The 25,583-nt window shown below is 56.4% G+C and carries 22 protein-coding genes; 8 read left to right on the top strand and 14 right to left on the bottom strand.

Features of this window, described 5'->3' with window-relative positions; genetic code table 11:
• Window positions 1-97: 97 nt before the first annotated feature.
• Both VNX88_04515 and VNX88_04510 read right to left on the bottom strand, forming a co-directional pair.
• Window positions 98-289: a hypothetical protein gene (locus tag VNX88_04515; protein HWY67904.1), complete on the bottom strand. Its 192-nt coding sequence runs from the start codon at window positions 287-289 to the stop codon at window positions 98-100.
• Between the two features lie 87 nt (window positions 290-376).
• Window positions 377-1,609: a DEAD/DEAH box helicase gene (locus tag VNX88_04510; GenBank protein ID HWY67903.1), complete on the bottom strand. Its 1,233-nt coding sequence runs from the start codon at window positions 1,607-1,609 to the stop codon at window positions 377-379.
• Window positions 1,610-1,794: 185 nt separating this feature from the next.
• On the opposite strand from VNX88_04510, the gene VNX88_04505 reads away from it, so the two are divergent.
• Window positions 1,795-2,181: a hypothetical protein gene (locus VNX88_04505; protein ID HWY67902.1), complete on the top strand. Its 387-nt coding sequence runs from the start codon at window positions 1,795-1,797 to the stop codon at window positions 2,179-2,181.
• Between the two features lie 171 nt (window positions 2,182-2,352).
• Here the strand turns inward: VNX88_04505 and VNX88_04500 are convergent, their stop codons facing one another.
• The 3 genes from VNX88_04500 to VNX88_04490 all read right to left on the bottom strand — a co-directional run bounded on the left by VNX88_04500 (window position 2,353) and on the right by VNX88_04490 (window position 4,627).
• Window positions 2,353-2,544 carry a hypothetical protein gene (locus VNX88_04500; GenBank protein ID HWY67901.1) on the bottom strand — a complete coding sequence of 64 codons (192 nt, stop codon included), beginning with the start codon at window positions 2,542-2,544 and terminating at the stop codon, window positions 2,353-2,355.
• A gap of 31 nt (window positions 2,545-2,575) precedes the next feature.
• Window positions 2,576-2,839 (bottom strand): hypothetical protein, encoded by a 264-nt coding sequence (locus tag VNX88_04495; protein HWY67900.1) that lies wholly within the window; start codon window positions 2,837-2,839, stop codon window positions 2,576-2,578.
• Between the two features lie 303 nt (window positions 2,840-3,142).
• On the bottom strand, window positions 3,143-4,627 hold the full coding sequence (locus VNX88_04490; GenBank protein HWY67899.1) for a sigma-54 dependent transcriptional regulator: 1,485 nt from the start codon (window positions 4,625-4,627) through the stop codon (window positions 3,143-3,145).
• A 92-nt stretch (window positions 4,628-4,719) separates the two neighbouring features.
• Here VNX88_04490 and VNX88_04485 point away from each other — a divergent pair, with 92 nt between their 5' ends.
• The 3 genes from VNX88_04485 (at window position 4,720) to VNX88_04475 (ending at window position 6,336) form a co-directional block, all read left to right on the top strand.
• Window positions 4,720-5,466, top strand: coding sequence for an NAD-dependent deacylase (locus tag VNX88_04485; GenBank protein ID HWY67898.1), 747 nt, complete (start codon window positions 4,720-4,722; stop codon window positions 5,464-5,466).
• Between the two features lie 274 nt (window positions 5,467-5,740).
• Window positions 5,741-6,157 (top strand): DUF6677 family protein, encoded by a 417-nt coding sequence (locus tag VNX88_04480; GenBank protein HWY67897.1) that lies wholly within the window; start codon window positions 5,741-5,743, stop codon window positions 6,155-6,157.
• A 2-nt stretch (window positions 6,158-6,159) separates the two neighbouring features.
• Window positions 6,160-6,336, top strand: a complete 177-nt coding sequence (locus tag VNX88_04475) for a hypothetical protein (GenBank protein ID HWY67896.1) — start codon at window positions 6,160-6,162, stop codon at window positions 6,334-6,336.
• An 83-nt stretch (window positions 6,337-6,419) separates the two neighbouring features.
• Here the strand turns inward: VNX88_04475 and VNX88_04470 are convergent, their stop codons facing one another.
• Window positions 6,420-7,745 (bottom strand): hypothetical protein, encoded by a 1,326-nt coding sequence (locus tag VNX88_04470; protein ID HWY67895.1) that lies wholly within the window; start codon window positions 7,743-7,745, stop codon window positions 6,420-6,422.
• A 521-nt stretch (window positions 7,746-8,266) separates the two neighbouring features.
• Window positions 8,267-8,515: a hypothetical protein gene (locus VNX88_04465; GenBank protein ID HWY67894.1), complete on the bottom strand. Its 249-nt coding sequence runs from the start codon at window positions 8,513-8,515 to the stop codon at window positions 8,267-8,269.
• Between the two features lie 172 nt (window positions 8,516-8,687).
• Between VNX88_04465 and VNX88_04460 the strand changes: the two genes are divergently transcribed.
• The 4 genes from VNX88_04460 to VNX88_04445 all read left to right on the top strand — a co-directional run bounded on the left by VNX88_04460 (window position 8,688) and on the right by VNX88_04445 (window position 12,558).
• Entirely contained in the window at window positions 8,688-9,443 is a 756-nt protein-coding gene (locus VNX88_04460) for an ATP-binding cassette domain-containing protein (protein HWY67893.1), read from the top strand.
• Window position 9,444: 1 nt separating this feature from the next.
• A complete protein-coding gene (locus VNX88_04455) occupies window positions 9,445-10,077 on the top strand; it encodes an ABC transporter permease (GenBank protein ID HWY67892.1) in 633 nt (210 codons plus the stop codon).
• Between the two features lie 164 nt (window positions 10,078-10,241).
• On the top strand, window positions 10,242-11,117 hold the full coding sequence (locus VNX88_04450; protein HWY67891.1) for a glycine betaine ABC transporter substrate-binding protein: 876 nt from the start codon (window positions 10,242-10,244) through the stop codon (window positions 11,115-11,117).
• 154 nt (window positions 11,118-11,271) lie between these two features.
• A complete protein-coding gene (locus VNX88_04445) occupies window positions 11,272-12,558 on the top strand; it encodes a Xaa-Pro peptidase family protein (GenBank protein HWY67890.1) in 1,287 nt (428 codons plus the stop codon).
• 126 nt (window positions 12,559-12,684) lie between these two features.
• Here VNX88_04445 and VNX88_04440 read toward each other — a convergent pair whose 3' ends face one another.
• The 7 genes from VNX88_04440 to VNX88_04410 all read right to left on the bottom strand — a co-directional run bounded on the left by VNX88_04440 (window position 12,685) and on the right by VNX88_04410 (window position 25,187).
• Entirely contained in the window at window positions 12,685-13,299 is a 615-nt protein-coding gene (locus VNX88_04440) for a YceI family protein (protein ID HWY67889.1), read from the bottom strand.
• Between the two features lie 80 nt (window positions 13,300-13,379).
• Complete coding sequence (locus tag VNX88_04435) at window positions 13,380-16,088, bottom strand: hypothetical protein (protein HWY67888.1); 2,709 nt, start codon at window positions 16,086-16,088, stop codon at window positions 13,380-13,382.
• A gap of 343 nt (window positions 16,089-16,431) precedes the next feature.
• Entirely contained in the window at window positions 16,432-17,193 is a 762-nt protein-coding gene (gene pgl, locus VNX88_04430) for a 6-phosphogluconolactonase (protein HWY67887.1), read from the bottom strand.
• A gap of 262 nt (window positions 17,194-17,455) precedes the next feature.
• Complete coding sequence (gene glk / locus VNX88_04425) at window positions 17,456-18,478, bottom strand: glucokinase (GenBank protein HWY67886.1); 1,023 nt, start codon at window positions 18,476-18,478, stop codon at window positions 17,456-17,458.
• A 249-nt stretch (window positions 18,479-18,727) separates the two neighbouring features.
• Entirely contained in the window at window positions 18,728-20,257 is a 1,530-nt protein-coding gene (zwf, locus tag VNX88_04420; GenBank protein ID HWY67885.1) for a glucose-6-phosphate dehydrogenase, read from the bottom strand.
• 593 nt (window positions 20,258-20,850) lie between these two features.
• Entirely contained in the window at window positions 20,851-21,885 is a 1,035-nt protein-coding gene (gnd, locus tag VNX88_04415) for a decarboxylating 6-phosphogluconate dehydrogenase (GenBank protein HWY67884.1), read from the bottom strand.
• Between the two features lie 419 nt (window positions 21,886-22,304).
• On the bottom strand, window positions 22,305-25,187 hold the full coding sequence (locus tag VNX88_04410; GenBank protein ID HWY67883.1) for a bifunctional transaldolase/phosoglucose isomerase: 2,883 nt from the start codon (window positions 25,185-25,187) through the stop codon (window positions 22,305-22,307).
• Window positions 25,188-25,583: the final 396 nt, after the last annotated feature.

The raw sequence follows: 25,583 nt of genomic DNA, 5'->3' as shown, positions 1-25,583 counted from the left end.
TTTGCCCACCTGATCACCCCTGGGCCCTCGTGCGCCGCAAAAAACTAAAGCCGGGAGTCTAAGACTCCCGGCTTGAAAATATCTTGCTCGACTTCAATCAGAAGTCGTGAAAGTCCAGTTCTCGCGGCTCGCCATTTTCGTCAAACAAGTCGGCGGGGTTCTGAGCGTCCACATCGGCGGCGGCCTTGGGTTCCAGCTTACGTTCGGCCTTTTTCTTTGCCTTCTCTGCCTGGCGTTCTCGCCGGGCACGTTCTCTTTCACGCTTTTTGAATGTCTGGCTTACGGCCATGAAAATAGTCCCTCCAATTCAATGAAAATGCGGCACAACCCCAAAAAACTCCCGCGCCGCGAAACAATCATTTACCTGGAAGAGGGCTTAGATGGCTGCATAGCGTTGCAGCACCTCTCCAGGTAACCTCACCATTTTAGACCCAGGCCTCACTGGTACGGGCATTCCCTCCACCAGCACAGGCCCTGAACGCTCCTCGAGGGCTAGTTCTTCGTCGACGCGCATTCGCTCTATCTTCAGTCCAAGTGTGCGTTCGATGGCACGGAATTCGGTACGATCCTGGTGACTCACGAAAACGGATGCAGTTCCCGTGGCGCCAATGCGACCCGTACGGCCAACCCGGTGGATCAAGTCTTCGGCGAGCTGGGGCAGCTCGTAGTTGATGACATGTGCGACTGCGTCCACGTGAATGCCGCGAGACGCTACATCAGTGGCGACCAGAATAGGAACGGTCCCATTTTGGAAATCAGCCAGCGCTGCATTCCGTTGCGACTGGGAGCGATCGCCGTGCAGCATACCCGCGTCAAAACCCGCTTTTCGGAGTTGACGCGTAAGCCGGTCAGCACCGCGCTTGGTGCGAACGAACACGAGACAACGGCCATCCTCGTCGTTCAACAATCGCTGCAACAGGGCAAGGCGCTGGTTGGAAGCCACCTCAAATGCCTGCAACCTAACGCTATCCACTGGCTTAGAGGTCGAACCGAAGGCTATGCGCTGAGGATTGTGCACGAAATCGCTGACGATGTGTGCAACCGCCGGATCGAGCGTCGCCGAGAAGCAAAGGGTCTGGCGAGTCTTGGGAAGGGTATCGGTAATGCGTCGAATCGCCGGCAAAAAGCCCATGTCGAGCATGCGATCAGCTTCGTCCAGCACCAGCACCTGGGTCTTGTCCAGCTTCGCCAAGTTGCGGCGGAGGAAATCCTCCAGCCTGCCGGGTGTGGCAATCACAAGCTGTGCGGTTTTGAGAGCCGCAATCTGTTGACGCTCGGAAGCGCCGCCGACCACAAGAGCAGCCTTGCGCAGCTTTTTGCCGCGCAACTGATCAAATTGCTGTTCCACTTGAGCGGCCAGTTCCCGAGTCGGGACTAATACCAGCGCTTGAATGCCGGCATCCCTAATTTGGAGCAACCGTTGCGCTACAGGAATCAGGAATGCGAGCGTCTTTCCGGTTCCAGTCTGCGCTGTGGCGAGAAGGTCTTTGCCGCTCAATGCGGCCGGAATCGCGCTGCCTTGTACGGGGGTCGGAGTGTGAAAGTTGTTGGTTGAGAGTTGCTCCTGCAGATACTGCGTGATAGGGAGCTCAGAAAATTGTTGAATCAATAGGTCTTCTTTCTTCAGAGTACAGGGTCAAGGGCGGGCACAGAGGCTCCAGCGTCCTCGACATGGATCACTTCTGCCGGAGAAATCGGGGCAGATTGTGTGCTGATGGCTTCAAGAGCCTGGTTAATAGTTAGATGCATGCCCTGGGAATTTCGGACCATGGTTCGGGCTGAAGATGAGGCGAGATGACAAAGCTCAAAACGGTTTGCAACCTTGTCGTTGGCGCGAAACACAAGCTCGGAACGCATGGCGGCTCCTTGGCGGCACAACGTGCAGCCGGAGGAATTGCTCCCTCCGGCCTGAAAATGTGGTGGGATGCTGAATTAGAGGGCGCGAACTTCTTCTGCCTGCAGACCCTTCTGACCCTTGGTCACCTTGAACTCCACACGCTGTCCTTCGGCCAGACTGCGGAAGCCGTTGGCCTGGATGGCGGAGTGATGGACGAAAACGTCCTCACCGCTCTCGCGCTGGATGAAACCAAAACCTTTGGCATCGTTAAACCACTTCACTGTTCCTTGTTCCATATTGTAGATACACTTCTTTCGTTGTTGTTAATTTTTACGTTGAATTGAGGCGGATGTTACAACTGGCAGGAACTGCGTTTCAGGCGGGACCTTGCTCAACGTCCGTGTCGAATTGAACGTGACCACAGTATAGCACAGTCGGATGCGACGGTCTGAAGGTAATTCCTGTCTCAGAAACGTATACGGCGAGCCACCACAACGGAGCTTCACAAAATCTCCCTATTGAATCGAACGCGCCAGAATGTTCTGGAACGATCGTGCAAGCCGGCGCTCGAGTGCAGCACCCTTCTCGGGAAGCACGAGCTTACTCAAAAACCCTTCGTTGCGCTTATATAGAAGCACTTCCGAGCGCTTGGCGCGGGTCTTGTAGAAAGCTAAAACATCGGCATCCAAAGTAACGACGTGAAACATGGCGGTTCTCTCCTTACGAAATCGGTGATACCTAGGGGCAGAGCATCAGGCCCGCGATAGCGTTCTGCCTAAACCCCACCCGGCTGAAGAGCGAGCTCTTGGCTTCCCTTGGCGGCGTGCTTACGTCTGCAATTTGTGTGTTGAGTAGTTCGCTTCGGCAGTGATCGAGGGTTGCCATAGCCTGCCATACGTCCACGGAGCCGCGCATGGTCTTGCCAGGTCCTCCAACCACTCGAGTTGAAAAGATGTAGAACGAGGCGTGTTGCAGAATCCGCATTGCGTCCACAGCCGTCATTGCTGTCCTCCTGCCTATGCCTCTCCAACGCTTGCAATCGAATAGACCGGGTAATGCGAGGCCTACGGGGGAGAAGAGCACGAATGCGGCCAGGGGCTAAGCCGCAGCGAAAGCCTTTAGGTTCTACCAGATACCGGGCTTATGTATTGATTGGAAGTGTCCTGTTTTTGGACACTATTCCAGCTTTTGGACAAAGGGGGGCAAGAAAAACGGAGCGTCCGGGCGCCCGGCGTTCCGTGTAGCAGTTGTAGGTGTTTGTCTTCTAGGTCGGACTGATTTGCCGCGCGTTAAGAAGTCAGCGTTCTAGCTGCTCTTGACCACCCTGCCGTCCGCAACCTCACCCAGAAGGTTATAGAGGGTCGAACGGCTGATTCCGAGAATCTCCGCCGCACGCAGCTTGTTTCCTCCAACCATCTCCAGCACACGTCGTACGTGGCTGCGCTCGACCTCCTCCAGCGACATCATCGACGAATCCAAGTCGGGCCCGTCCTGGCGCAGTAACTCGGAGGGCAGATGGCAAGTATCAATCATCGGTCCATCGGACATCATGCAAGCATTCCCTATGACATTTTCCAGCTCGCGAATATTTCCCGGCCAGTAATATCGCGACAGAACATTCTGCGCCCGGCGGCTGATGCCACCTATGTTCTTGCCGTACTCCTTTGCAAACTTCTCGACAAAGTGCCGTTGCAATAGCGGTAGATCCTCCCTGCGTTCTGCAAGCGCAGGTAGTTTGATATCGACAACCGAGAGCCGGTAATAGAGATCTTCGCGAAAGCGCTTCTCCCGAACTTCGTGTTTCAGATCTCTATTCGTTGCTGTCACGATTCGTACATCGAGTTTTCGGGCCAGCGGCGAACCGACTCGCTGAATTTCGTGCGACTGCAGAACGCGAAGCAGTTTGGCCTGGAGGTTCTGCGGTGTCTCGCCGATCTCATCCAGAAAGATGGTGCCTCCATTGGCGTGCTCGAATAGGCCGAGCTTGTCCTGGTTGGCTCCGGTAAAGGCTCCTTTTACGTATCCAAACCATTCGCTCTCGGCGAGACTCTCAGGAACGCCGGCGCAATTGCAAACCACAAAGGGGCCATTCGCAACCGGCGACATCTGGTGCAGGGCACGAGCCACCAATTCCTTTCCGGTTCCAGACGGTCCACTCACGAGAACGGTGCGGAAGTGCGGGGCGATGCGTCGCAGCGTGGAAAAAACCTCAAGCATGCGCGGACTGCGTGCGACCATTCCCTGGAACTTGAAGGATGAGACGAGTTCTCCATCCAACTGGAAGGTCTCGCGCTTGAGCTGCATTTCCTCGATCCATTTGCTGACGCGAGCTCGGAGATTTGCTATTGAAATGGGCTTCGTAAGATAGTCGGCGGCTCCCTTTTGGATTGCTTCTACTGCTGAAGTTGTAGAGTAGTCGCCGGTAAGCAGAAATACCTCTATAGCGGGATCAAAGTTGACCACCATCTCCAGGAGCTGCATGCCACTCAGCTTAGGCATATTGAGATCGAGGAAAACGATCTGGGGACGGTTCTGTTTGATCAGGCTAAGACCAGCTTCGGGATCCGTGGCGGTCAACACACGCACACCCATGTCGCTCAAGGCATCCGTTAGCAGATCAAGGGTTCCCTGCTCATCGTCGACCACCACGATAAGCGGCTTGCGGGCTTCAGCTGCGGTTTTCAGGAACTCCCCCTGGGGACGCCACTCTGAATCAGGTGGTTGCAACGTCTCTTGGGCAGATAAGACGCCGGAATCATTATAGTCGGCTCTTGAGCGGTGTCGACTCATAACATAGTCATAAATTTACCAAATTGGGACACTTTCCAGCGCTTCCAAGTTACCTTTGTTCCAAAGTGGATTTATGAGATAGCGAAGGACCAATGACCCTCAAACCCAGCCGCGAAGAATGGCGGCACGCTCTAGGCGGTCCGGTTCTTGTTATCACAGGAGCCGGGCTCTCTGCCGATAGCGGGCTGCATACCTTCCGCGGTACTGGGGGTTTATGGAGAAATTACAATCCGATCTCGCTTGCCACCCCAGAAGCCTTTGCAAGAGATCCCAAGCTGGTCTGGGAGTGGTATCAATGGCGCAGAGATGAGGCGACTAAGGCGGCGCCCAATGCGGGCCATTTGGCTCTAGCCGAGCTCGCCACTCGCAATCACGACTGCCTGATTGTGACTCAAAATGTCGATGACCTGCATGAACGCGCGGGAACGCCCTCCGAGCGATTGGTTCACGTGCACGGTGACTTGTTCTTCAATCGCTGCACGAGCTGTAGCTATATTGACCGCGAACACATTTCTACCGCAGAACTGCCGCCACGATGCCCGCACTGCCAAGAGTCTCCCCTGCGACCAGGTGTGGTTTGGTTCGGTGAAATGCTCGACCGGAAAGTCCTCAGTCGGATCGACGATTTCGTTCGCCGCGTCGAATGTGGCTTGGTGCTGGTAGTGGGAACAACCGCTACCTTTCATTACATAATCGATTGGGCTCTGGGCGCCAAACGTTCCGGCGGCATTCTGGTCGAAATCAATCCTGAGGAAACTGAGCTCTCGGCTAGTGCTGATGTCGTGTACCGCAAACGCGCGGCGGAAGTCTTGCCGGAGATGTTGAGACTGTCATCCTGAGCCCCTCTTTTGGGCGAAGGATCTCCCGGAATGCCTCGAGCAAACTTGCTATCGCACGGCATTTTGGCCCAGAGTCTCCACGTTCTCGTGAAAGAGCCGCACTGACTGCAATTGCGTCTGAAGCATCGCGGGAGATCCTTCGCCCAAAAGAGGGGCTCAGGATGACAGTCCTTACGTTTCTACAAAAGGCGTCATAGCTAGCAGCTTCGGGCCTGAGAAGCCAGCAGCTTCTTCCTGATAAACTTCTATCAAGCCCAATACGTATACGCTCCTGATGCCTCAACCCAGATCCAAAGCTGACGCCATTCTTGCCGAACGCGAACTTAATTCCATGGCCATCATTGCACCAATTGCAGGATGGCTCATTCCCGGAGCCGGCCATCTGATCCAGCGGCGGTGGATTCGTGGCCTGCTGCTCTTCGTCTCGGTTTTCGCCATGTTTGTACTCGGCGTGCTGATGGAGGGGAAAGTCTACGGTCTGAACGGCGGCGACCTTCTTGACATGCTCGGCTTCGTCGGTGACCTTGGCTCCGGCAGCCTTTATTTCGTGACCCGCATGATGGACTGGGGCAGGGGAGCCATCCAACTCGCTTCTGCCGATTACGGAACTAAGTTCATCATCGTCTCCGGGTTGCTGAACGTGATGAGCGCGGTGGACGCCTACGACATCGCGATCGGGAAGAAGGAATAACCATGCAGGTCTCACACTTCAGCGCCGCGATTATCTTTGCCTTCTTCGCTTCCATCGTCTTCGGCATCACCCAGCGCACCGCTCCTCGCGACATGGTCCTCTACGGCGCCAAATGCTTCGCGTTCTTCGCAGCAGGAACCCTCCTCGCCAGTTGGGCAATGTGGGTAATCAAGCACTGAGCGCTGGGAACTACGGCGAAACTTTCCCCACCATTGTCATCCTGAGCCCTCCTTTGGCGAAGGATGACAGAATGAAGTCCTTCCTACCAACTCCGTTTTTCAAACTCCCCGAACCCGGCGTCAAGATCAGCCAATAACTTCGACTTCAACGGTGCCTCCGCAAAACTGTAGGTAATCGAGTCGCGCACGATTTTCTTTAGCTCTGCATACGTCAATCCATAACCTTCCACGGCTCGCAGATATTCATGCGTCATATCGGAGCGCGAGACGCCCTCGTCGTCAGTGGCGATCACAACCGGTGCGCCGTACTTGCGGTACACAGGGAAGGGGTGGCGGTTGCCTCTAACTCCCAGAATCAAGTCGTTGCTGGTGAGACAGATCTCCACCGCGATTCGTTTCTGCGCCATTTCGCGAAGCAGCTCGAGTGGGCGGTCCTCCTGCATTACGTCAACGCCGTGACCAATGCGCTGCGCGTGACCAATCTCGATCGCTTCGCGAATATGTGAACGCAATCCACTTGGCGGTACTTGTCCAGGCCCAATTTCCCCTGCATGCTCGGTAAGGTGCACATCAGGATAGAGCTTGTGAAAGTAATCGAAGATCTTCATGTGCAGGCTGTAGTCATGCATCGACGTATAGCCGTCTTCGGGCATCACGGGATTCACGGCAACAAATCGTGGATCGGCTTTCACCACGGCGAAGCCTGTCATGATCTCGGCAAAGACCTGCTCCCGCGGCGTGCCACGATACACCTCGTAGATGTAGCGGATCGTAACCTTGCAGCCGGGATCGACATGAGCGGCATTGTGACACGCAAGTAGGCGATCTTTTTCAGCTTCAGCGTCGTTGAGGATCTTCAAGACACCTGCCACTGCGCTCTGGATGCCGGCGGCGTTGAGCTTGTCGCGCTGCTCGTCGAAATTATCTGACCAGCCCGTTTTGGAACCGATGGCGCCCGAGTTCCGGTCGAATCCGACCGTCATCTCCAGATAAGACTCGTTCTGGTGTCCCGCCCGCGATGCCACTTCAGCAAGAGTTTCGCCAGTGTGAGCATTCGCTACTGCAACGAATTTTCCAAAGGTTTGAAAAAAGTGATCCTCGGCCGACTCCGAGAGCCCAGGCATGGAATAGGGAACGAAGTCGCGCATGGAGAGCGCGTCGATCATCAGGCGATAGAGCGTCGCATCGGTCGTTACTCGTTCCGCCGGCACGGTATTCCGACCCTCATCGCACGGCGGCTGGGCAAACGTGAGTTGCTTTTGATCGATGCACAGCTTGTCTGCGATCGCGTACTGCAGATAACTCTCGGCATAAATCGCGCCGATCAGGTGATTGTGAAGGTCTCCCCCTTTGGGCATCTCTCGCAGAAAGGCTTCGAGCAGAGGAGGACTCTTACGAATCGATTCCAAGTAGTTAGAAGCTCGCTGCTCTGGAAACTGAGCAAGGGCTAGTGTGGAAAAAACAATCAAGAGACAAAGGCAGGAGATTGTTTGGGACATAAGAATCGCAAAGCATAACACCAAGGAAGAATCGGGTGATCGGGTGAGGTAACAGCCAGCACGTCTCCAACAATGTCATCCTGAGCCCTTCTTTTGGGCGAAGGATCTCCCGAAATGCATCGAACTTGATTGCGGTGACGTGGCATTTTGGCCAACAATGCCGGTGTTCTCGTGAAGAAGCCATACCGGCTGCAACTACGTTTGAGATATTGCGGGAGGTCCTTCGCCCAAAAGCAGGGCTCAGGATGACAGCGAGAAGAAGGGCGCGAGAGATCATAGTTTCTTGCCGCCGTAGGCTTGTGATTCCTGCGCCTTCGGCTGTTACTTCACCCGATCACCCGATCACCCGATTCTTCGCCGAGCGGCCACCTCAGCCTGCAAAACAAAAGCCTCCCGAATCGGGAGGCTTTGTCTTTTAATTTGCTGAGTTTTTATTTGGGGTTTGAGCTGCCAGCGTCGCCGGTGCTCGAGCCCGTATCAGTGGTGCTCTTCTTATGCTTCTTGTGATGCTTCTTGCCGCTTGTGGTTTTGGTGGTGCTGCTTTGGTCACCGGAGGTTGTTTGTCCCGAAGACGCAGTGCTTCCGCTTGTTCCGCTCTGTCCTGACGAACTGGTGTCCTGAGCAAAGCTCAGCGAAGCTGTCAGCGCCAGCGCAAATACCATTGTCAATAGTTTTTTCACTTTGTTCCTCTCCTCTTGGGGGTTTATTAGAGATAAAACCGAGTGACGCAATCTCTGAGCAAGTATTGTAGTCAAAACCGGATGCTTGCACACGTCGCGGCACAGAATGGTCGAGGTTCGTTCTGTGGAACGTTCGCGTGCGATACCATTCCAGCGAATGAGTACTGCGGACGTGAGCTCCAAATCCTCGCCCATCATTGAGTTCCGCGAAGTTGGCTACAGCCTCGGAGACCAGAGTTTGCTTCAGGACATCAGCTTCTCTGTTTCCGAAGGAGAAACACTGATTCTGCTCGGACGAAGCGGGGCCGGAAAGACCACGGCTTTGAAACTCATCAATCGGCTGCTGACGCCAACGTATGGCGTAATCAAGGTCAGAGGCCGAAGTACGACATCCTGGGATCCGATTTCGCTGCGCCGCTCGATTGGGTGGGTCATTCAAGAGTCGGGCCTGTTCCCACACTATTCAGTAGCAGGCAATATCGCGGTCGTACCAAAGCTCGAGCAATGGCCCGACAATCGCATACATGCGCGGGTCTCCGAGCTCATGCAACTAGTTGGGCTCGAACCGAATCTGCGAGAGCGCTATCCACACCAACTCTCCGGTGGACAGCGGCAGCGCGTCGGAGTCGCTCGTGCATTGGCCGCCGATCCCAGCATTCTGCTTATGGATGAGCCCTTCGGAGCGCTCGACCCGCTCACGCGCGCAGAGTTACAGAAGGAGTTCCTCGACTTGCAACGCCGTCTTCGCAAAACGGTCGTGATGGTCACACATGATCTTCGTGAAGCGCTGCTGCTCGGTACGCGCATCGCGTTATTCGATTCCGGCAAGCTTGTCGGTACCTTCACAAGTCGCGAATTCGCAAATTCCCAGGACGAGCGCGTGCGAGAGTATGTGAATCCGTTCCGCGAGGCGGCGTTGCCGATCTGACATGCTCGACTTCCTTCTCAAGAATCGCGGTCAGATCGCCTCATTGACGCTCGAACACCTTTGGCTCGTGGGGATTGCGATGGTTATCGCGGTGGCGATTGGTGTCCCTCTTGGAATTCTCGTGAGCCGAAGCGCGTGGCTGAGAAAGCCGGTCCTCGGCGGCACGAGTGTCCTGCAGACGATTCCCAGTTTGGCACTCTTTGGTTTTCTGCTGCCGGCGCCGTGGCTTGGAGCCCGCGCCGACCGATTGGCCATTGCCGCCCTTGTTCTCTACGCGTTGCTGCCAATTGTCCGCAACACCTACACGGGGATCATGGCCATCGATCCAGCAGTAAAAGAAGCGGCCGTTGGAATGGGCATGACTGATAACGAACTCCTGACGCGCGTGGAGCTCCCGCTCAGCGCGCCGTTCATGCTCGCTGGAATCCGCATCGCGACCGTAACCGCAGTAGGCGTGGCGACCATTGCGGCTGCCGTCGGAGCGGGAGGGTTAGGCGAACTGATATTTCGCGGCGTGGCCATGGTCAACAATCAACTGATTCTTGCGGGAGCCATTCCGGCAGCGTTGCTGGCGATCGTAGCCGATGTTGTACTCGGAGCGGTTGAAAATCGCTTGCGCGTGCCCCGAAAATGAGAAGTCATCGCAGCTCACGCTGCGTGGTAGAGACGCGGCATGCTGCGTCCCTACGGAACCGCTTGCACCAACAACGCTGTCATCCTGAGGCCCGATGTCGGCCGAAGGATCTCCCGAAATGCGTCAGACTCCTGCGGCGCCCGTACGGCTCTTGGGCAAGAAATGTGGCGCTAGCAGCCTTAGTCACAGCGCTGCTAGTCTCCACAACAGGCTGCCGCCCATCACATTCGGGGCGCATCGTCGTCGGCTCAAAGAACTTCAGCGAGCAGGTAGTCCTCGCGGAATTAATGGCACAGCACATCGAAGCCCGACTGCATGTTCCAGTCGAGCGGCGATTCTATCTGGCAGGCAGCTACATCGCTCATCAAGCCGTGTTGGCGGACCGCATCGACGTTTATCCCGAATACACGGGTACGGCACTCACTGCGATACTCAAGCGACCGCCAAATTGGGACCCAAACCTCGTTTTCAACGAGGTACGTGAGCAGTACAAGAAGCAGTTTCACCTCACGGTCATTTCGCCATTCGGATTCAACAACTCATTCGCGATGGTTATGCGTGGGGGCGATGCGCGCAGGCTTGGCGTATCCAAGCTGTCGCAGGCCAAAGCCTACTCATCGCAGTGGACATTTGGATGTGGCTACGAGTTTCTCGAGCGTCCGGATGGGTACGAGGGATTCGTGCGACGCTATGGACTTACCTTCGCCGGCAAACCGCGTGTGATGGACCTGGGCCTGCTGTATCGCGCGCTCAAGGACCATCAGCTTGACCTGGCCGCCGGCAATGGCACCGATGGTGTAATCGCCGCCCTCGACATGACGGTGCTCGAAGACGACCTGCATTACTTCCCGCCCTACGAAGCGATGCCTGTTGTAAACGACGAGGCGCTCCGCCGCTTCCCACAGCTAGCATCCACGCTGAAGGAACTCGCCAACACCATCTCGGACGACGAGATGCGGCGGCTGAATTACGCAGTCGATGGCGAGCACCGCGATGTGGTGGACGTGGTGAAAGAGTTTCGAGAGAAAAAAGGACTGTAAAGAATCAGGGAAGAGTCGGGTGATCGGGTGAAGTAAAGACAGACGAGTAAGGAACGAGGAAGTGCCCCGTTCGTTCGGCAGTTACTTCACCCGATCACCCGATGGCCCGATCACCCGATTCCCCCCGTAGCGTCCTCTATAATTCCCTCTCTCCATGATCACTCGCCGCGATTTCACCAAACTTGCTGGCTTCAGCGCTGCAACCACGCTTGTCCCACTCACTTCGATAGCACAGGAACTCAGCGCAACGAACCTTCCTGCCCCAATCGTGCAGCTCAAGTCTCGCAAAGGCGAGGCCAAACCCATCACTGTCGAGGAGCGCAAGCAGAGGCAGGAGCGGGCGCGTCAACTGATGCGCGAGAACAATCTCGACGCCGTCCTGATGATCGGCGGCACGTCGTTGGTGTATTTCACGAATGTTCGCTGGTGGAACAGTGAGCGTCTGTTCGCCGCAGTTCTTCCCGCGACAGGCGATCCGTTTTACGTTTGCCCAGCATTCGAGGAGGATCGGGCGCGCGAGCAGATCGCCAACGGCCCAGGCGGTAATAGTGCCGACGTTCGCACTTGGCAGGAAGACCAGGATCCGTACCGACTAGTTGCCGCAGGACTCAAGGATCGCGGCATCAGCAGCGGACGGATTGGAATTGAGGAGCGCACTACCTTCGTCTTCAGCGACGGCATCGCAAAGGCTGCGCAACAGGTAAATATCGCGAGTGCAACGCCTGTCACTGCTGGCTGCCGGATGATAAAGACGCAACATGAGCTCGACCTGATGCGATTGGCCAATCAGGTCACGCTCGAAGCCTACGAGGCCGTGTACAGGTCCCTGTACGCTGGCATGTCGCAGTACGATTTTGCCAAACTCATCGAGGCGGCTTATTCCAAATTGGGATTCCGCGGCGAAGCCAGTGTAAACGTAGGCGAGGCCTCTGCCCTCCCTCACGGATCAGCAAAGCCTCAGATTATCCGCGAAGGCACGATCGTTCTCATTGACGACGGCTGCTCGGTTGAAGGCTACCAATCAGACATCAGCCGAACCTTCATCCTGGGAAAGCCTACGGACAAGATGCGCAAAGTCTTTGATATCGTCCACCGAGCACAGAGCGCAGCCCTCAAGCAAGCGCGGCCAGGTGTGGAGGCCCAATCAGTGGACGGCGCCGCGCGAAAAGTGATCGCCGATTCCGGTTATGGACCGGACTACAAATATTTCTTGCACCGCGTCGGACATGGCATTGGCATGGATGGCCACGAGTGGCCATATCTTGTGCGGGGCAACAGCCTCGCGCTGCGTCCGGGCATGGCCTTCAGCGATGAGCCCGGGATTTACATTCGAGGAGAATTCGGCGTGCGTCTCGAAGATGATATGTACATCACGGAAAACGGCGCCGAGTTGTTCACTCCTCAGAGCCCGTCGCTGGAGGACCCTTTTGGGAAGAGCTAGTCTTGACGCATCTTGTCATTCCGAACCGCTGGTTTTGTGGTGAGGAATCCCTGCCAAACCCAAGCGCTCTCGTGGCTATAGGGATTCCCCACTGCGTTCGGAACGAGAAAACAGAAAGAAATTAAATTACTTAACGGTTAGACCTGCTGGAGCAGCCGGCGCCGCACCTTTCTGTGTCAGCTCCGCGTCGATGTCGATCTTGATCTCTTCGCCGATCATCACCGCAGGCGCCTTCGCTCCAACGCCGAAGTCTTTGCGATTGACGCTGGTGGTAGCTGAGAGACCGCGGCGCTTATTTCCGCGCTGCTCAAGCGGAGCAGACGGTCCGTCGACGTCGAGTGTCACTTCCTTAGTCACGCCATGAATGGTGAGGTCGCCAACAACTTTCAGCTTGCCCTCGCCGTTCTTGCTCACGCTCTTCGACTTGAACGTGATCGTGGGAAACTGAGCAGCGTCGAAGTAATTCGGACTCTTAAGGTCGCCGTCGCGATTCTCGTTGCCAGTGTCGATCGAGTTCACGTCCATAGTCGCGTTTACGCTCGACTTCGTGATGTCGCCGTCATCGATCGTCGCCGTGCCACTCGTCTTCACAAACCGCCCATGCACATTGCTGATGCCCATGTGGCGCACCGTAAAACCAGTGGTAGTGTGCGCGGGATCGATTTGCCATTCTGAGCCCTGAGCCCAGGCGGCTACGGTGAACACAGCAACAGCAAGCAGACTGAATACGCGTCGTTTCATGAGGTCTCCTGTGGAGAGAGTTGTACTGATTAGTTCCAACTACGGTGCTGGACATTGTACGGCGTATCCGAGTCCGCTTGCTATTTCGCCGACTTCGCCCGCTTCCTGCCGTTTGTCGATGCTTCTGCGCGGCGCGTCTGCGGCTCGCCATTCTGCTGCATGAGCTTCGCGATCAGCCCTGTCCATCCGGTCTGATGCGACGCGCCGAGGCCTGCGCCGTCGTCGCCGTGAAAGTACTCGTAGAAGAGCACGAGATCCTTCCAGTAAGGATCGGTCTGGAACAGCGGATTGCGCCCGTGTGCCGGACGCCTCCCCTCTGCATTCCGGGTAAACAAGCGCCCGAGGCGATCCGAGAGTTCACTGGCGACTTGGCCGAGACTCATGAGATTGCCTGAACCCGTCGGGCACTCCACCTTCAGCTTGTCTCCATAGTAGTGGTGATAGCGTTGCAGGGCCTCGATGATCATGAAGTTGATTGGGAACCAAATTGGGCCGCGCCAGTTGGAGTTGCCGCCGAACAGGCTTGTGGACGATTCTCCCGGCTCGTAGTCGACGATGTGCTGGCGCCCTGCGATTTCAAGTATGAATGGATGATCGCGATGGTATTGCGAGACGCTGCGAATGCCGTACGGCGAGAGGAACTCCTTCTCGTCGAGCATCATCTTCAGGATTCGCCTCAGCCGTTTCTCATCCACAATCGCCAGCAGTTGACGCTCCTTAATTCCTTGCGCCTCAAAACACGCGATGTTTGCCGTAAGGTCGGGACGATTGTCGAGGTACCACTGGATGCGGCGAGCAAAGTTCGGCAGCCGCTCCATCAATCCCGGCTCGAGCGTCTGCACCGCGAACAGCGGAACGAGTCCCACAACGGAACGGATACGCATAGGGATGTGCTCGCCGTCGGAGACGTGCAGCACGTCGTAGTAGAAGCCCTCTTCCTCGTCCCAGATGCCTTCGCCGTCGATGGTGCGATTCATGGCCTTCACGATGTACAGGAAGTGCTCCCAGAACTTGATTGCCGTATCCTCATACACCGGGTCCTGCATAGCCAGATCGAGCGCGATCATCAGCATGCTCAGGCTGTAGGCGGCCATCCAGCTGGTGCCGTCAGATTGTTCCATGAAGGCGCCGCCAGGCAGCTTCTCGCTACGATCAAAGGCTCCGATGTTGTCCAGCCCCAGAAATCCACCTTCGAAAATGTTGTTGCCTTCCATGTCCTTCTGGTTGACCCACCAGGTGAAGTTGATCAGCAGCTTGTGGAAGATGCGTTCGAGATAGGCGAAGTCGCCCTTGCCGGTCATGCGCCGCTCGATTTGGTATACGCGGTGCGCCGCCGCTGCATGCACCGGCGGATTCACATCGGAAAAGTTCCATTCGTAAGCCGGCAACTGTCCATTCGGATGCATGTACCACTCGCGGCATAGCAGCGTGAGCTGGTCTTTGGCAAAGTTCCAATCGAGCAGCGCCAGAGTGATGCAGTGAAAGGCCATGTCCCAAGCAGCAAACCACGGATACTCCCACTTGTCCGGCATGGAGATGATGTCGTCGGCGTAGAAGTGCTTCCACTGGTGATTCCTGCCGCTAAGCCGCTCCTTCGGCGGCGCGGGCTGCGCCGGATCGCCGTTCAGCCACGTTCGCACGTCGTAGTTGTAGAACTGCTTCGACCACAACATGCCGGCGAACCCTTGCCGCATGATGTTGCGCCCATCGGCCGACATCGACTGCGGAATTACGTCGCGGTAGAACTCGTCGGCGTCAAAGATGCGCTCGCGAAATACATCTTCAAATGCCTTCCCAAAATGATCCTGAGTACTGTTGATCTTTTCCGTAAATTTCAACTTGATGACGGCGCTCTGACCCGGCGCGATCTCCAGGTCGTAATATGCGGCCGCCTTAGTGCCCGTTTCCTCGGCGTTCACACGGTGGCGCTGCGCCTTCACCACGTAATCGTTAATACCGTCCTTCTGATAGAAGCCGCGGTTCGGAGAGTTAAACAAACGGCGCAGGTTGCTCTCGTTCTCCGTGAACAATAGCTGCGGCGATCCTTCGGCGAAGAGCCAGCGCTCGCCGTATTGCGGGTGGTAGACGCGAGTCAGAGGCATGCCATGCACGTCGGCCATGCGCTCCAGCTTCGGCTTAATCTGCTCAGGATCGTCTTTCCAGGACCAGATGTTGCGAAACCAAATCGTCGGCAGCAGATGCAGGCGTGCCGTTTCGGGACCGCGATTCCATGCGGTAATGCGAATCAGTATGTCTTCGCTGGTTGCCTTCGCGTACTCGACAAAAACGTCGAAGTAGCGGCTGCCGTCGAAGATGCCGGTATCCATCAGCTCGAACTCTGGATCGAGTCGCGTGCGCTGACGATTTTCCTCAGTCAGCCGCTGGTAAGGAAATTCCTGCTGCGGATACTTGTACAGCGCCTTCATGTAGGAATGCGTCGGCGTGTTGTCGAGATAGAAGTAGCATTCCTTTACGTCCTCACCGTGATTGCCTTCGGGGCCGCTCAATCCGAAGAGCCGCTCTTTTAGAAATGGATCGCGCCCATTCCACATAGCAACGGCAAAGCAGATGAGCTGATGCCGATCGCAGAATCCAGCGATACCGTCCTCATTCCAGCGATACACTCGCGACCGAGCTTGATCGTGCGTGAAGTAACCCCAGGCATCGCCATTCGCGCTGTAGTCTTCACGAACGGTGCCCCACGCGCGTTCGCTGAGGTAAGGTCCCCAGCGCTTCCAGTAGACTTCGCGATTTTTGTCTTCGATGAGGCGTTCGTGTTCTTTGCGCATGAAAGACGGCGGAACGGCAGCAATAAGCGATTAGCTTAAAGCAGTCTCTTCTTATCAGATGGTTAATGATTAAATTTGTTACAAAAGAAGTCGCTTCGCGAGAGGTCAACGGACAAACGTTCGTCGGAGCGAGCTATAGATAGAACTGTCATCCTGAGCCCCTCTTTTGGGCGAAGGACCTCCCGCCATGTACAGGTCTTGAATGCATCTTCCTGGCTCTTTGGCCAGAAAATTCGAGTGCACGGTGAAAGTGCCAGGAAAGTGCAAATTAGTCCGACGCATCCCGGGAGATCCTTCGCCCAACAAAGGGGCTCAGGATGACATAGTCAGAAATACCAGGCATCTACCCCGCGTGCGCGAGCCCCGCTCCCGCAGCCGCTTTATCAACGAGCCAAATTAATTCACCGTGCGTAGGCTGCACGTACTTCACCGGATACACATCCGGACTTCCTTGTCCCATAACTTCGCCGAAAGGTTCTGCTTTGTCTTTGCCGCACACCATCAGCAACACGCACTCTGCCTGGTTGATCACAGGACGAGTAAACGTAACCCTCCATGTGTTGAACTTCGGAACCCAATTTGCGACTACTCGCTTCTTGAGCTCATGAACAGCGGTTGTGCCTGGGAATAGCGAAGCGGTATGACCGTCCGGCCCCATGCCGAGAAAGATGAGATCAAAGCGCGGCATCTGATCTTCGCCCTTGAGTTGGAAGACCTTCACTAATTCGCGATCGTATTCATCGGCTGCTTTTGCAGCGTCGGGGTTCTCGCAACGAACGCGGTGAATATTTGCGGCGGGAATTGGAACCTTCGAAAGCAAGGTCTCGTTCGCCATGCGGTAATTGCTCTCCGGGTGATCAGGAGGCACGTGGCGCTCATCCCCAAACAGAATTTGTACTCGCGACCAGTCCACCAGCTTCGGATTCTTCGACGAGCGTTCGGCGAGGATGGTGTGCATCGTCTTCGGAGTGGAGCCGCCGGAGAGCGCCACTGTGAATCGCCCATGATGCTGAATGGCGCGCTTCGCGCGCGCAACAAATTCGTCCGCAGCGGCGCTGGCTACTTGCTGGAGATCGTCGAGAGTTCGGATGGTTGGCTTCGACATAGGTCTATTAGATCAGGCGCCACGGCAGAGACGCAGCATGCTGCGTCTCCACGAGATCGCTGGCACGAACGAGACCGTCATCGTCCACAAACATACTGTAAACACACTGTCATCCCTCGACCGAAGGGAGGGGGATCTGCTGTTTCTATGTACACCGACAACAGCAGGTTCCCCGCGCCAACATCGGGCGCGAGGAATGACAGTTCCTTAAAGGTATCTGCGGACGACGCTGCATGACGGAGACGCAGCATGCTGCGTCTCTCTACCCAATCGCGACCTGTCCGACTCCTGTTCCCGCATGCATCATCGCCACGTGTCCAGCCCCCAGCAACGCCGTCTTGTCGTTCAGCACCACGCGCACGGGAATCTTCTCCAACAATGTGCGTAAACGTCCCTTATCGCGGAAGGCCTGGAAGAAGCGCGGCTCTTTCAGTTTGGGCAGGATCTTCGGGGCGATGCCACCGCCGATATAGACTCCGCCGGTCGCCAAATACTTGAGCGCCAGATTTCCCGCAGCCGCGCCGTAGATTTCGACAAACAGTTCTACCGCTTGCACGCATAAAGGACTCTTGCCCGAAAGACCGTACTTTGAAACTACCGCCGAGGGATCGCCAGCTTTAAGTTCCTCGGCAAGCCACGCTTCTTCGTTACCCTTCCCAGTATCCCGAAGGAACTCGTAGAGATTGTATTGTCCGGGACCAGAAAGCACGCGTTCCCAACTCACATGTCCGCCGAACTTCTGGCGGAGGTAATGCCAGAGTTCGGCTTGAAGATCGTTCGCCGGGGCAAAGTCGGAGTGCCCTCCCTCCGCTGCGAAAGGATGGTACGTGGCGCCGTCCCAATATAGTCCTGCTTCACCGAGTCCAGTGCCGGCTGAGATCACAGCAGCGTTGCCCTTTGCTCCCGGCGCTCCCTGCGCGAGGACCTCGAAGTCCTGTCCTCGCAACTCGGCCAGGCCGTGCGCATTCGCTTCAAGATCGTTGATCAGGTAAACCTTGCCGACGCCCAGCTCCTTCTCGAGCACCTTGGCATCGATGATCCAGGGCAGGTTGGGAGCCTCAACACGCCCTTCGTTTACCGGCCCGGCCACGCCAAAGCAGGCACAGGCAACGTCATACTGATTCTTGCCTTTGAAAGCGAGCACAGCAGCCTGCAGACTCGGAAAGTCACGGCTGTGCTTGGTTTCTTCCACAACGGACCGCAGCCGCCCGTCTTTCAGCTCGAAGTAGGCCAGCCGCGCGCTGGTGCCGCCGATGTCACCGGCCAGAATCATGTCGTTTGTCATTCTTCTTTTTCTTTTTTTGTCATTCCGAGTCGCCTGCAGTTGGCGGGGAGGAAGACTGCCGTGTCATTCCGAACCGCGGCTCTTTCGCGGTGAGGAATCCCTATCGACTGCTCTGCACTGTATTATCGCGATGCTCGCGATCTTCAATGTTGCGGAGTAGTTTGTCGCTCCTGTAACGACTATCGAAGCCCGTAGAGATTCCTCACCGCCAACTGCAGGCGACTCGGAATGACAATACTAGGGATGAGCCTACACATTCCTCCAATGTCTCCCATCCCTAAGCATCAAGTCGTCAGCTTCCTTCGGGCCCCACGTGCCCGCCTGGTAATTCGGGAAGTCACGTGGAGGCAGCGCCTTCCACACGTCGAGCACCGGATCGACGACCGTCCAACCGGCTTCGACCATGTCAGCTCGCTGAAAGAGCGTGGCGTCACCGATCATGCAGTCGTAAAGCAGTACTTCGTACCCGGTCTGAGCTGTGCCTCCAAAATAATCCTGGTAGTTGAAGCTCATGTGAACCGGACCAACTTTGACTAAGGGACCTGGAACCTTGGCGCCGAACTTGAGCGCGATTCCTTCTTCGGGCTGCACGTTGATCACAAGCTGATTGCTTGGCAGGTGTTCGATGTCGGTGTCGCGGAAGAGTACAAACGGCGCCCGCTTGAACTCGATGGCGATCTCGGTGTGGCGGCGCGCCATGCGCTTGCCGGTACGCAGATAAATTGGTACGCCGGCCCAGCGCCAGTTGTCGATCCCGAGCTTCAGCGCGATGAAGGTTTCGGTTCGGGAACTGGGGTTTACGCTCGGCTCCTGGCGATAGCCGGGCATGCGCTCGCCCTTCTGCGTAGTGCCAGAACCATACTGTCCGCGCACCGCATTATGAATCACATCTTCCCCACTCATAGCATGAATGGCATGCAGCACTTTTGATTGCTCGTCGCGCACGTCATCGGCCTCGAAGGAAATCGGCGGCTCCATCGTGGTCAGGCTTATGAGCTGCATGATGTGGTTTGGGACCATATCGCGCAGCGTGCCCGAGGTGTCGTAGTAGCCTCCACGGCCTTCCACGCCGACGGTCTCGGCGACCGTAATCTGCACGTGGTCGATGTAGTTGCGACTCCAGATCGGCTCGAACAATCCATTCCCAAAACGGAATACCAAGATGTTCTGCACCGTCTCTTTGCCGAGATAATGGTCAATGCGGAAGATTTGGCTCTCGTAGAGCACTTCCTTGATCTGCTTGTTCAGTTCCTTGGCCGACTCCAAATCGTGACCGAACGGCTTCTCGATGATCACCCGGCGCCACGAACCGTTTTCTTCCTCCGACAGATTTGATTCGCCGAGTTTCTGCACGGCGGTGGCAAAGAATTGCGGCGAGATGGCGAAGTAAAAGAAATAATTGCTGTGAGTTCCGTGGACTTTGTCGACTTCAGTCAACTGTGCACGCAGCCGCTTATAGGCTTCGCTGTCACCAAATTCTCCGCTCACGTAGTACGAGTGCACCGCGAGCCAATCGACCAGCTCTGGATCGGCGCCCTCGGAGAACTGCTTAAGCGAATCGCTGACATGCTTGCGAAACTGATCGGTAGTCCAGTCGTCCTTCGACATGCCTACGATCGCGAACTCACGCGAGAGGAGTCCAGTGCTGAGCAGGTTGTAGATCGATGGCAGCAGTTTGCGTTTGGTTAAGTCGCCGGTCGCGCCGAAGATGACCATGACGCAGGGGCCAGTTGTCTTGGTATGAGGAATGCTTGTTTGTACAGACGTTGCTGTTGCCATATAAGTCCTCTGTCCTTTAAACAATCGGGTGATCGGGCCATCGGGTGATCGGGTGAAGTAACAGCCGTGTCATCACCGTCTGATGTGGCTCTTTGCGGTCTGCTGTGCGGCCGAGAAGATTGCGGTTAGCTCGTTTGCTTCCCGCAATAATTCTTGTAAAAGCTCAGGCTTCAAGATTCCAGATTCGCACAAGAGTTCCAGCCAGAACACCGTTTCGTCAGATTCTTCGAGTACAACGCCTATCTTTGAAACAAATTCTGCTTTCGATCGAGCGCGCCCTGCGCTTCGATAGTTTGCGCCAATGGACGTTCCAGACCGCAGCAGTTGCTTTCCTAAAACTTGAGCTTCAGTACTCTTCGGCAACGACCGAAACAACCGCAAGATCCGCAGCGCGAACGTTTTCGTGCGCTGCCTGAGCTCCTGTTGAGGGCTACTCAGCTCTCTGCTCCGTCATGCTTATTTCGATTCCCGCCTCGACTTCACGCGATTCTTCCGAAAGTCTTCCGCTGTCAAGCAGAGCGACAAGTAACGATAAAGGTCAGGTGGCTGGTCTTACTTCACCCGATCACCCGATCCTCGAGGCCGCTTCCATCTCATGCAATCTTTCCAGCGGCCTTCTTCGGCTCCACGTGTCCGCCAAACTTCTGTCTCATTGCCGACAGCGTCTTCTCCGCGAACGTGTGTTCCTGGCGCGAGCGGAAGCGTGTATACAGCGCCGCCGTTAGCACGTCGGCAGGAACCGCCGTCGCGACTGCCGCTTCGATCGTCCAGCGTCCTTCGCCGGAGTCCTGCACGAAGCCGCTGTACTGCGAGAGTTCGGGATCTTCGATGAGGGCCATCGCGGTCAGGTCGAGCAGCCATGAAGCCACCACCGATCCGCGACGCCATACTTCGGCGATCTCGGGAAGGTTCAGGTTGTAGCGTTGGTCTTCGGGAATCTCTTTGGAGTTGGCATTGCGGAAGATGTCGAAGCCTTCGGCGTACGCCTGCATCAAGCCGTACTCGATGCCGTTGTGCACCATCTTCACGTAGTGCCCGGCGCCCGAAGGGCCGGCGTGAATGTATCCTTGCTCGGCGGTGTTGCCAGTCTTCTTCTCCCATCCTGGTGTGCGCGGAATGTCGCCGATTCCCGGAGCAAGCGTCTTGAAGAGAGGATCGAGGCGCTTCACCGCCTCATCGGGGCCGCCGATCATCATGCAATAGCCACGATCAATGCCCCAGATGCCTCCGCTGGTACCGACGTCGACATAGTGAATGCCCTTCGCCTTGAGGGCCTTTGCGCGGCGAATGTCGTCCTTCCACATGGAGTTGCCGCCGTCGATGATGGTGTCGCCGGCTTCGAGCTTCTCGGCGAGTGTCATGACGGTCTTCTCCGTCGGATCGCCCGCCGGAACCATGACCCACACCGCGCGCGGTTTGTTGAGCTTCTTGACGAGGTCGTCGAGCGAGCTGCTTGGGACGGCGCCTTCCTTCGCGATTGCGTTGACAGTGTCGGCGCTCAGGTCAGAAACAACGATCTGATGGCCTCCGCGCATAAGGCGGCGCACCATGTTGCCGCCCATTCTTCCTAGACCAATCATTCCCATCTGCATAGTTTTTTCCTCTCGTCGTCCCTTTCCCATTGTCATTCCGAACCGCCCGGTTTTGACGGTGAGGAATCCCTACAGACTGCTGTGCTACGTGCGCGAGCTAGTACTGCGACGCGTCGCGGCCAACACCAAAGCTCTCAACCCAACACTGTCATCCTGAGTCCGCCGCGGCGGACGAAGGATCTCCCGAGATGCATCGGACTTACTTGCCGCGTCCTGGCACTTTGGCCCTGAAGTCAAAGTTCCTCGTGAAAGAGCCCTACCGGCAGCATTCTCAAATGAAACATCGCGGGAGATCCTGAGTCCGCCGCGGCGGACTCAGGATGACAGTTCTTGAGATTTCACAAGCCCTCGAGAAAGACGGCATCCCGCATCTCGTTGCCCCAACAGCGACGTCACCATAGGGATTCCTCGTCGCGAGTTCCAAACCCAGGAACTCGCGCCTTCGGAATGACAAATCAAATCACTTGGCGAACAACTCGATCCAGCGTTGCGAGTCCCGCCGCCACATCTTTCCCCAAATGAACTCTCAAAGCCCGCCGATTCCGCTTACTCAACACCTGGAAGTCTCCCCGCGCTTGCGCGGCCTTCACTACGCCGAACGTGAACTTCTGTCCCGGCACAGGCAGATCGGCTGCGTCGTCGCAGGTGATCTGCAGGAAGACTCCCGTATTGGGGCCGCCTTTGTATGCCTGTCCGGTTGAGTGCAGGAAGCGTGGACCAAAGCCTAAGCACGTGGCCGCCTTCTTGCGATCGCGAATCGCGTGGCGCGTGCCTTGCAAGGCCTTCTGGTTCGCTTCGTTCATCTGGACGTAGGCGAGCAGCGCTGCGTAATCTCCGGCTCCGATCGTATTCAGATGGGCGCGCAGATATGCCGCGAGCGTCTTCTCCTTGCCTGCAGCGATCGTGAGCTTGCCTGCGTACTTTTCGTCTGCAAAGAGCTTGATTCCCTGGTCTTCGAGGATCGGAGACTCGGGCGGAAGCGATCCTGTCTCTTCGTACTGCTGCGTCAGCTCGCGCGTTTCGATCTTGCTGGCTTCAACATCGGGCTGATTGAAGCAGTTGATCCCGATTACCGATCCGGCAGCGGCTGTCGCGATCTCCCAGCGGAAGAACTCCTGGCCGATGTCGTACTTGTCGAGGACCTTGATCCGGACAACCGAAAGTCCAGCCTTCTCGAGCGCGTCCACCTTCGCGTCCTGCGCGCTATCGGCTGCGCCTTCCAGGCGGATGTAAACGAAGAGCCGGTCTTTGCCATAGACCTCGGGGGCGCCTACCTCTTCGCGATCCACGGGGATGATGCCCTTGCCGTCCTTGCCGGTCGACTCTGCAAGCAACTGTTCGAGCCACGCGCCCAAGTCGGAAATCCCAGATGATGTGATGAGTGTGACTTTGTCTTTGCTGGCGTTGCAATGCACGCCCATGATGATTCCCAGAACGGCACCTGGATTATCGGCTACCGGAACCGTCGCCGCGCAGGCCTGCACCATCTCCTCGGTGCAGTTCAGGAACTTCTTGACGTTGACGCCCATAGCTGCCGCCGGCACAAGCCCGAAGTCTGAGAGCGCGGAATAGCGCCCGCCGATATCGGCACGGCCGTGGAAGATGTGGCGGAACTTATCGCGGGTAGCGACCTTCTCGAACGCCGATCCGGGATCGGTGATAGCGATGAAGTGCTCGCCCACCTTTGCTTCGCCAACCGCCTGCTTCATGCGCTCGAAGAAATACTGCTTGAAGATGTTGGGTTCGAGCGTGCTTCCCGACTTGCTGGAAACGATGAACAGCGTGTTCTTCAGGTTGAGCTTGCCCTCAAACGCCTTGATCTGAGCAGGATCGGTGGAATCGAGCATGTGGAATTCAGGGAAGCCCTTGGAGCGTCCGAAGGTCATGCTTATCACTTCGGGAGCCAGGCTCGAGCCGCCCATGCCGAGCAACGCCACGTGGCTGAAGCCGGAGTTCTGCACTTCTTCGGCGACTGCTGTGAGATGAGCGATGTGCGCAAGCTGATCTTCGGTCATGGCCAGCCAACCGAGCCAATTCGATTCGTCGGAGTTGGTCCACAGCGAGGAGTCGCGGCCCCAGAGGCGACGCATCTTCTTTCCCTGCTCCCAATCCTGAATCGTCGATTTCACTTTGGTTTCGAGATCGGCAGGCAGCTTCCACGTCATCTGAGCGATTTTGGGCGCCAGGTTCTTCTTCCGGTTCTTCTCGATGGCCTCGAGTAGTTTGGCGAAGGCTTCCTCGAAGATCTTTACGCCATCGGCGAGCAGCTTGTCGGTGGCATCCTTCATGGAGACACCAGCTCGCGCAAGATTCTGCATCTTCTGCCGCGCCACATCGACATTTGCTTCCAGGCTCTCTTTCGGAACGCCGTGATCGCGGAATCCGTCGAACGTCGCTGGAGGAATGGTATCGACGGTGTCTGGTCCGATCAGCTCCTCGACGTAGATCACGTCGCGATAGCTCGGATTCTTGGTGCTGGTCGACGCCCAGAGCAGGCGCTGCGTCTGCGCGTTCTTTGCCTTGAGCGCGTTCCATCTTGGGCCGCTGTAGATCTGCTTGTACTTTTCATACGTAAGCTTTGCATTTGCGATGGCGATTTTGCCGAGCAGCGATTCCAGGAACTGATGCTCCTGGTCGGAGCTCGCTTGTTTCAGTTTCTCTGTGAGAAGGCTGTCGATGAGCGTATCGATGCGGCTGATGAAGAAGCTGGCCACGCTGGCCACGCGCGATACATCGCCACCGGAAGCTGCGAGCTTCTCCAGTCCAGAGATGTACGCCTCGGCCACGTTTTCATACGCCTGCTGCGCGAACAACAGCGTGACGTTTACGTTGATACCTTCACTGATCAGCTGCTGAATCGCCGGAACACCAGCCGGAGTTGCCGGCACCTTGATCATCACGTTCTCGCGTGCCACACGCTTCCACAAACGGCGGGCCTCTTCCAGAGTTCCGGCCGTATCGTTCGCTAGAGTTGGCGAAACTTCGAGGCTCACGTAGCCGTCACGCTTCTTGGTGGCGGTGTACACCTGTCTCATGATGTCGGCTGCATCCTGGATGTCGCCGATAGCGACCTCTTCGTAGACTCCCTTGGCATCGAGGTTCGAGGAGTTCAGGCGCGAGAGCTTGTCCGCGTAATCGTTGCTGCCGGCAATGGCCTTCTCGAAGATTGCAGGATTCGAAGTAACGCCCGTAAGGCCATCTTCGTCGATGTGACGCTGCAGCTCACCGCTGGTGATAAGACTGCGACGAATGTAGTCGAGCCATACGGATTGCCCGTAGCTCTCCAGCGCTTTCAAAGGATTTGTGGATGCAACAGCAGTGGCTCGAATCGCGTTCATGATGTGTACTCCTTGCTTCTTAGTTCAGGACTGCTTTGGTTCAAGACTTGTTTTCTTGTTTAGAAGTATTTAGTAATCAGTTTTTCAGTAACCGCTTCTCTCCGGTGGCGCCCATTCCCTTTTAGGACTGTCATCCCTCGCGCGCTTTTCGCGCGGGGGATTTGCTTTTTGCAAGCGCCAAGAAACAGCTTGTCAGTGCTCGTGGCATCCGCCGCGGCGGACTCAGGATGACACTATTGAAATTGTTCCAATCCCCAATTGAAATTGTTCAACCCCACGCTCGAGACGCAGCATGCTGCGTCTCTACCAAATCTAATCAACCTTACGCTACGGGCACTCTACCCTGTATTAACCTTGGGCAGAGCCCACAGCCGAAGGCGGCGGATGCCACAAAAG

Source organism: Terriglobales bacterium, assembly GCA_035567895.1.
In the GTDB taxonomy this organism is placed as follows: Bacteria; Acidobacteriota; Terriglobia; order Terriglobales; family Acidobacteriaceae; genus Gp1-AA112.
Note: the sequence above shows the minus strand (reverse complement) of the source record. Positions and strands in the feature narration are given on the sequence as shown.

Bases quoted from the DNA above. Each gene is read 5' to 3' on its own strand.
- VNX88_04515 (HWY67904.1), bottom strand. From the start codon at position 289: ATGGCCGTAAGCCAGACATTCAAAAAGCGTGAAAGAGAACGTGCCCGG.
- VNX88_04505 (HWY67902.1), top strand. From the start codon at position 1,795: ATGACAAAGCTCAAAACGGTTTGCAACCTTGTCGTTGGCGCGAAACAC.
- VNX88_04500 (HWY67901.1), bottom strand. From the start codon at position 2,544: ATGTTTCACGTCGTTACTTTGGATGCCGATGTTTTAGCTTTCTACAAG.
- VNX88_04495 (HWY67900.1), bottom strand. From the start codon at position 2,839: ATGACGGCTGTGGACGCAATGCGGATTCTGCAACACGCCTCGTTCTAC.
- VNX88_04490 (HWY67899.1), bottom strand. From the start codon at position 4,627: ATGAGTCGACACCGCTCAAGAGCCGACTATAATGATTCCGGCGTCTTA.
- VNX88_04485 (HWY67898.1), top strand. From the start codon at position 4,720: ATGACCCTCAAACCCAGCCGCGAAGAATGGCGGCACGCTCTAGGCGGT.
- VNX88_04480 (HWY67897.1), top strand. From the start codon at position 5,741: ATGCCTCAACCCAGATCCAAAGCTGACGCCATTCTTGCCGAACGCGAA.
- VNX88_04475 (HWY67896.1), top strand. From the start codon at position 6,160: ATGCAGGTCTCACACTTCAGCGCCGCGATTATCTTTGCCTTCTTCGCT.
- VNX88_04455 (HWY67892.1), top strand. From the start codon at position 9,445: ATGCTCGACTTCCTTCTCAAGAATCGCGGTCAGATCGCCTCATTGACG.
- VNX88_04445 (HWY67890.1), top strand. From the start codon at position 11,272: ATGATCACTCGCCGCGATTTCACCAAACTTGCTGGCTTCAGCGCTGCA.
- VNX88_04440 (HWY67889.1), bottom strand. From the start codon at position 13,299: ATGAAACGACGCGTATTCAGTCTGCTTGCTGTTGCTGTGTTCACCGTA.
- VNX88_04435 (HWY67888.1), bottom strand. From the start codon at position 16,088: ATGCGCAAAGAACACGAACGCCTCATCGAAGACAAAAATCGCGAAGTC.
- pgl (HWY67887.1), bottom strand. From the start codon at position 17,193: ATGTCGAAGCCAACCATCCGAACTCTCGACGATCTCCAGCAAGTAGCC.
- glk (HWY67886.1), bottom strand. From the start codon at position 18,478: ATGACAAACGACATGATTCTGGCCGGTGACATCGGCGGCACCAGCGCG.
- zwf (HWY67885.1), bottom strand. From the start codon at position 20,257: ATGGCAACAGCAACGTCTGTACAAACAAGCATTCCTCATACCAAGACA.
- gnd (HWY67884.1), bottom strand. From the start codon at position 21,885: ATGACAATGGGAAAGGGACGACGAGAGGAAAAAACTATGCAGATGGGA.
- VNX88_04410 (HWY67883.1), bottom strand. From the start codon at position 25,187: ATGAACGCGATTCGAGCCACTGCTGTTGCATCCACAAATCCTTTGAAA.